The following is a 4,577-nucleotide window of genomic DNA, read 5'->3' as shown; positions in this document are numbered from 1 at the left end:
CTGCGTTCGTCCGCTTTGCTTCCCGCGCGCCGCCTCCCGGCTGCCGCGGGTATGGGTGGCGCGCGGAAGCATCGAATATTCGCCGGTTACCCAGCCTTCACCCTTGCCGCGCATCCATGGCGGAACGTTCCGCTCGACACTCGCGGTGCACAGCACGCGGGTGTCGCCGAAGCTGACGAGGCAGGAACCCTCGGCATGCTTCGTGAAACCCGTCTCGATAGTGATGGCGCGCATTTCGTCCGGCGCGCGGCCTGAAGGTCGCATTAGTGTTCCTTTGATGATGATCTTGGGGCCGCGTTAGTCGCAAGAGGCTTGAGGCTGCAAGGGCAGTCGCTACATTGCGGCGATGGCGAGCCCCCCTGTAACCGAATTGACCGACCGCGCGCGCGAGATTTTCCGTCTGGTGGTGGAAGGTTTCATTACCAGCGGCCAGCCGATGGGCTCCAAGGCGCTGGCCGGGGCGGGCCGGGTGAACCTGTCCCCGGCATCGATTCGCTCGGTGTTGGCGGAACTGGAATCGCTCGGTCTGCTGGCTGCGCCGCATACCAGCGCCGGGCGGATGCCGACCGAATCCGGGCTGCGCCTGTTCGTCGACGGCATGATGCAGGTCGCGGAACCCACGCGGCAGGAACGCGCCGCGATCGAGAAGCGTCTGGGCGAACCGGGGCCGATCGAGGCCGCTCTGGAGCAGGCGAGCACGATCCTGTCGGATATTTCGGGTGCCGCGGGAATGGTGATGGTCCCGACCCGGGAACCGCGTCTGGCGCAGATGAGTCTGGTGCCGCTTACACCCACCCGCGCACTAGCGGTGATGGTGGGTGAGGACGGCCAGATCGAAAACCGCATTCTCGAACTGTCGCAGCCTGCTGCCACCAGTTCGCTGGAGCAGGCGAGCAATTACATTACTGCGCGGCTCGCAGGGCGAACATTGGCCGAGGCCGCAGCGGCGATGACGGCGGAAATCCAATCCGGCCGGTCCGAACTCGATGTGGCAAGCCGCGACCTGGTGGAGCGGGGGCTGGCCGTATGGAGCGCTGATGCCGCCGCGCGGCCGGTGCTGATCATCCGCGGCCAGGCCAACCTGCTGGACGAGGCAGCGCTGGGCGATATCGAACGGGTCAGGTCGTTGCTGGACGATCTGGAGAACAAGCAGTCCGTAGCCGAACTGCTCGAGCGGGCCCGCGAAGCCGATGCTACGCGGATCTTCATCGGGGCAGAGAATCGCCTGTTCGCGCTGTCAGGTTCATCCGTGATAGCATCACCTTACCGCGACCGCGAAGGGAAAGTGGTAGGAGTGCTGGGGGTGATCGGTCCCACGCGGTTGAATTACGCGCGCGTTGTCCCCATGGTTGATTTCACAGCCCAGTCACTGGGCAAACTGATCCGTTAGCTGGAAAAACAAACGACATGGACAAGAAGAAACCGGAATCGCACGACCAGGCGGTGGCCGAAGAGTTGAAAGGCGTTCCCGAAGAATTCCTCGACAATGGCGAGGGAGATGAAGGCGAAGGTGATGACGTCAGTCTGTCGGATGCGCTGAACCAGTTGCGCGCCGACCTCGACGCGGCAAAGCAGGACGTGCTCTATGCCCGTGCCGATACGCAGAATGTTCGCCGCCGGATGGAAAAAGACATCGCCGACGCAAGGGCCTACGCCGCAACCGGCTTTGCCCGTGATATCCTGTCGGTATCGGACAATCTCTCGCGGGCAATCGATTCCGTGCCGCAGGAGCTGCGCGAAGACGACAAGTTCAAGGGGCTGGTTGCCGGAATCGAGGCGACCATGCGTGAACTGGACAAGGTGTTCAGCCAGCATGGCATCACTCGCATCGCGTCCAAGGGCCTCCCGCTCGACCCGAACCAGCATCAGGCGATGCTCGAAATTCCGACGGACGAGCATGAGCCGGGAACCGTCGTGCAGGAAATGCAGGCGGGTTACATGATCAAGGACCGCCTGCTGCGTCCTGCATGGTTGGTGTCGCCAAGAAGCCGGAGTGACATCTAATTTGGAACAGGTTCATGGTCCTGGCCGTTGGATTTCCCGACAGGGTTGTACGGAGAATGACCATGATGAAACGAATGATAATGGCGCCTGCACTTGCGCTTTCGACATTGTCGCTGGGCGCTTGCGCTGAGAACTACGCTGCGGAAGGCGGTCTGGCCGGTGCCGCCGCGGGCGCAGGCGTGGCGGCGATCACGGGCGGCGATATAGTTCGCTACGCGCTAGCCGGGGCTGCGGTGGGCAGCCTGGCCGGATATTTCGTTGACAAGGATGATGGCTGCGACGGCTACGACCGTGATGGCTATCTGGACGATGACTGCTTCGGTACCAGCGGGTATCCGGTCGATCCGCGCCGTTAATCCGTGGTTGATGCTGTCACGCGGCGCCGGGGAAGTTGACCAGTAGATCGTAGGCGGATTTGTCGGCTACCCCGGCCAGTTTGATGCCGCGCCTGAGCAGGAAGGCGTGCTTGATTATCTCGGCCTGCTGCTCGATGCCGTAGCGCTCCAGTGTCCAGCCCGGCTTGAGGCTATAATCATACCGCGACCAGGGCATGCGATTCAAAACCAGATACCAAGATCCTTTGGTCTGCGTTTGCCAGACATGGGTCATTTCATGAAGGAACAGCCCTTGTCGGGCCAAGCCTTGCGCCGAAAAATCATCGCAATAGGCCGTTCCGCCCGGATGGAAATGGAGATGTCCGCGCGGAGCCATTACGGTCCGCTTCGGCTGGAAAGGGAACCACTTTCGCCGCCGCACACGAACCGGCGCATAGTCGATCGCATCACCGAAAATTGTCCGGGCGAGAGCAATTTCTTCCGCAGTAAGTGGCCGCTCCCCGCCCACGGGGCACGAAGCGGCCGCTTGCGTCACCGGTCTTCGCCGGCACCGCGAATTTCAACAGGAAAGCTGATCTTGTCGCCGCCCGCGATGATGAGAGTTGCCTCGGTCGAGCCCCCGGCCTGCAGTTCGGGTGAAACCCCTGTCACCATGATGTGCTTCGCGCCCGGTTCGAACTTCACCGTGTCGCCCTTCTTGAGCACGATGGGGAGCATTTCCATCATCTGCACGCCGCCGTCCCACTCGCCCATTTCATGCATCACCGCGCTTTCCGCGCCGTCCACCGCCACGCGGTTCAGGGCAACATTCTTGTCGCCTTCATAGGTCAGATCGAGATAGATCGCCGCCGGATTACCCTCTACCGCGGCGAGCACCATGCGGGCGTTGGCGACCGACAGACCCGGCACCGCGTCGGGCGCTGCTGCCTCTTGCGGTGCATCGCCGCCGCACGCGCCGAGCGCGAAGGTGGCACTCGTCAGCGCCAGTGCTGCAAAAAACGATCTCGTCATGCGGTCTTCTCCCTGTCGTTCGCGGCTACACATTTGCCCCCGGAACATGGGCGGGGAGTAGCTGCGTCAATCCCTTGTGCCAACAAAAACCGCACCTATATCCCGGCCATAGTATTCAAGTATCGAACCTGACACCCAGGTTTGCATTTCCGAGTTGCCGAGCTGTTTCGCCGTTTACGGGAAGCACACAGGTGACGTCCAATTATTGAACTAGATGGGGAAACCATGGCTAAAGTTATCGGTATCGATCTCGGTACAACCAATTCCTGTGTTGCTGTCATGGATGGCGGCAAGCCCAAGGTGATCGAGAATTCCGAAGGTGCGCGCACGACGCCTTCGATCGTTGCCTTCACCAAGGACAACGAACGCCTGATCGGCCAGCCGGCCAAGCGCCAGGCGGTCACCAATCCCGACAACACATTGTTCGCGATCAAGCGCCTGATCGGGCGCCGGTTCGATGATCCCATGACCAAGAAGGACATGGATCTCGTCCCCTACAAGATCGTCAAGGGCAAGAACGGCGACGCATGGGTCGAAGCCTCGAGCGAGAAATACTCGCCCAGCCAGGTATCGGCCTTCATCCTGCAAAAGATGAAGGAAACGGCCGAGAGCTATCTTGGCGAAACCGTCACCCAGGCCGTGATTACCGTTCCCGCCTATTTCAACGACGCCCAGCGTCAGGCCACCAAGGATGCCGGCCAGATCGCCGGACTTGAAGTGCTGCGGATCATCAACGAGCCGACTGCGGCCGCGCTCGCCTATGGCATGGACAAGGACGAAGGCAAGACGATCGAGGTTTATGACCTTGGCGGCGTCACTGTCGATATCTCGATCCTCGAAATCGGGGACGGCGTGTTCGAAGTGAAGTCGACCAACGGCGACACCTTCCTCGGCGGCGAAGATTTCGACAACGCGATTGTCGAGTTCCTGGCGGATTCCTTCAAGAAGAAGGAAAATATGGACCTGAAGACCGACAAGCTCGCGCTTCAGCGTCTGAAAGAAGCTGCCGAAAAGGCCAAGATTGAACTGTCGAGCGCCGCTTCGACCGAAATCAACCTGCCGTTCATCACCGCACGCATGGAAGGTGGCAGCACCACCCCGTTGCATCTGGTGGAAACCATCACCCGCGCTGATCTGGAAAAGATGGTCAATGCGCTGATCCAGCGCACGCTTGACCCGTGCAAGAAAGCGCTGGCGGATGCTGGCATTTCGAAAGACCAGATCGAC

The 4,577-nt window shown here is 60.9% G+C and carries 5 protein-coding genes and 2 pseudogenes; 4 read left to right on the top strand and 3 right to left on the bottom strand.

The window, feature by feature from the left end; genetic code table 11:
* Positions 1-264: pseudogene (locus tag U0988_RS05890) on the bottom strand (ribonuclease PH); the annotation flags it as partial.
* Between the two features lie 82 nt (positions 265-346).
* Between U0988_RS05890 and hrcA the strand changes: the two are divergent.
* The 3 genes and pseudogenes from hrcA to U0988_RS05875 all read left to right on the top strand — a co-directional run bounded on the left by hrcA (position 347) and on the right by U0988_RS05875 (position 2,360).
* Positions 347-1,390: a heat-inducible transcriptional repressor HrcA gene (gene hrcA / locus U0988_RS05885; RefSeq protein ID WP_322291693.1), complete on the top strand. Its 1,044-nt coding sequence runs from the start codon at positions 347-349 to the stop codon at positions 1,388-1,390.
* 17 nt (positions 1,391-1,407) lie between these two features.
* Positions 1,408-1,997: pseudogene (locus U0988_RS05880) on the top strand (nucleotide exchange factor GrpE).
* Positions 1,998-2,060: 63 nt separating this feature from the next.
* Positions 2,061-2,360, top strand: a complete 300-nt coding sequence (locus U0988_RS05875) for a hypothetical protein (protein ID WP_416172369.1) — start codon at positions 2,061-2,063, stop codon at positions 2,358-2,360.
* 16 nt (positions 2,361-2,376) lie between these two features.
* Here U0988_RS05875 and U0988_RS05870 read toward each other — a convergent pair whose 3' ends face one another.
* Both U0988_RS05870 and U0988_RS05865 read right to left on the bottom strand, forming a co-directional pair.
* The gene (locus U0988_RS05870) at positions 2,377-2,847 is read right to left on the bottom strand and encodes a vgr related protein (RefSeq protein ID WP_322291692.1); all 471 of its coding nucleotides are present in this window, start codon (positions 2,845-2,847) and stop codon (positions 2,377-2,379) included.
* Between the two features lie 23 nt (positions 2,848-2,870).
* Complete coding sequence (locus U0988_RS05865; protein ID WP_322291691.1) at positions 2,871-3,350, bottom strand: copper chaperone PCu(A)C; 480 nt, start codon at positions 3,348-3,350, stop codon at positions 2,871-2,873.
* Between the two features lie 225 nt (positions 3,351-3,575).
* On the opposite strand from U0988_RS05865, the gene U0988_RS05860 reads away from it, so the two are divergent.
* Positions 3,576-4,577, top strand: a 1,002-nt coding sequence (locus U0988_RS05860; RefSeq protein WP_322291690.1) for an Hsp70 family protein, incomplete at its 3' end; no start/stop codon positions are given.

The sequence above is a fragment of the Allopontixanthobacter sp. genome (assembly GCF_034376665.1).
In the GTDB taxonomy this organism is placed as follows: domain Bacteria; phylum Pseudomonadota; class Alphaproteobacteria; order Sphingomonadales; family Sphingomonadaceae; genus Allopontixanthobacter.
This window is presented reverse-complemented; position numbering and strand designations above follow the sequence as displayed.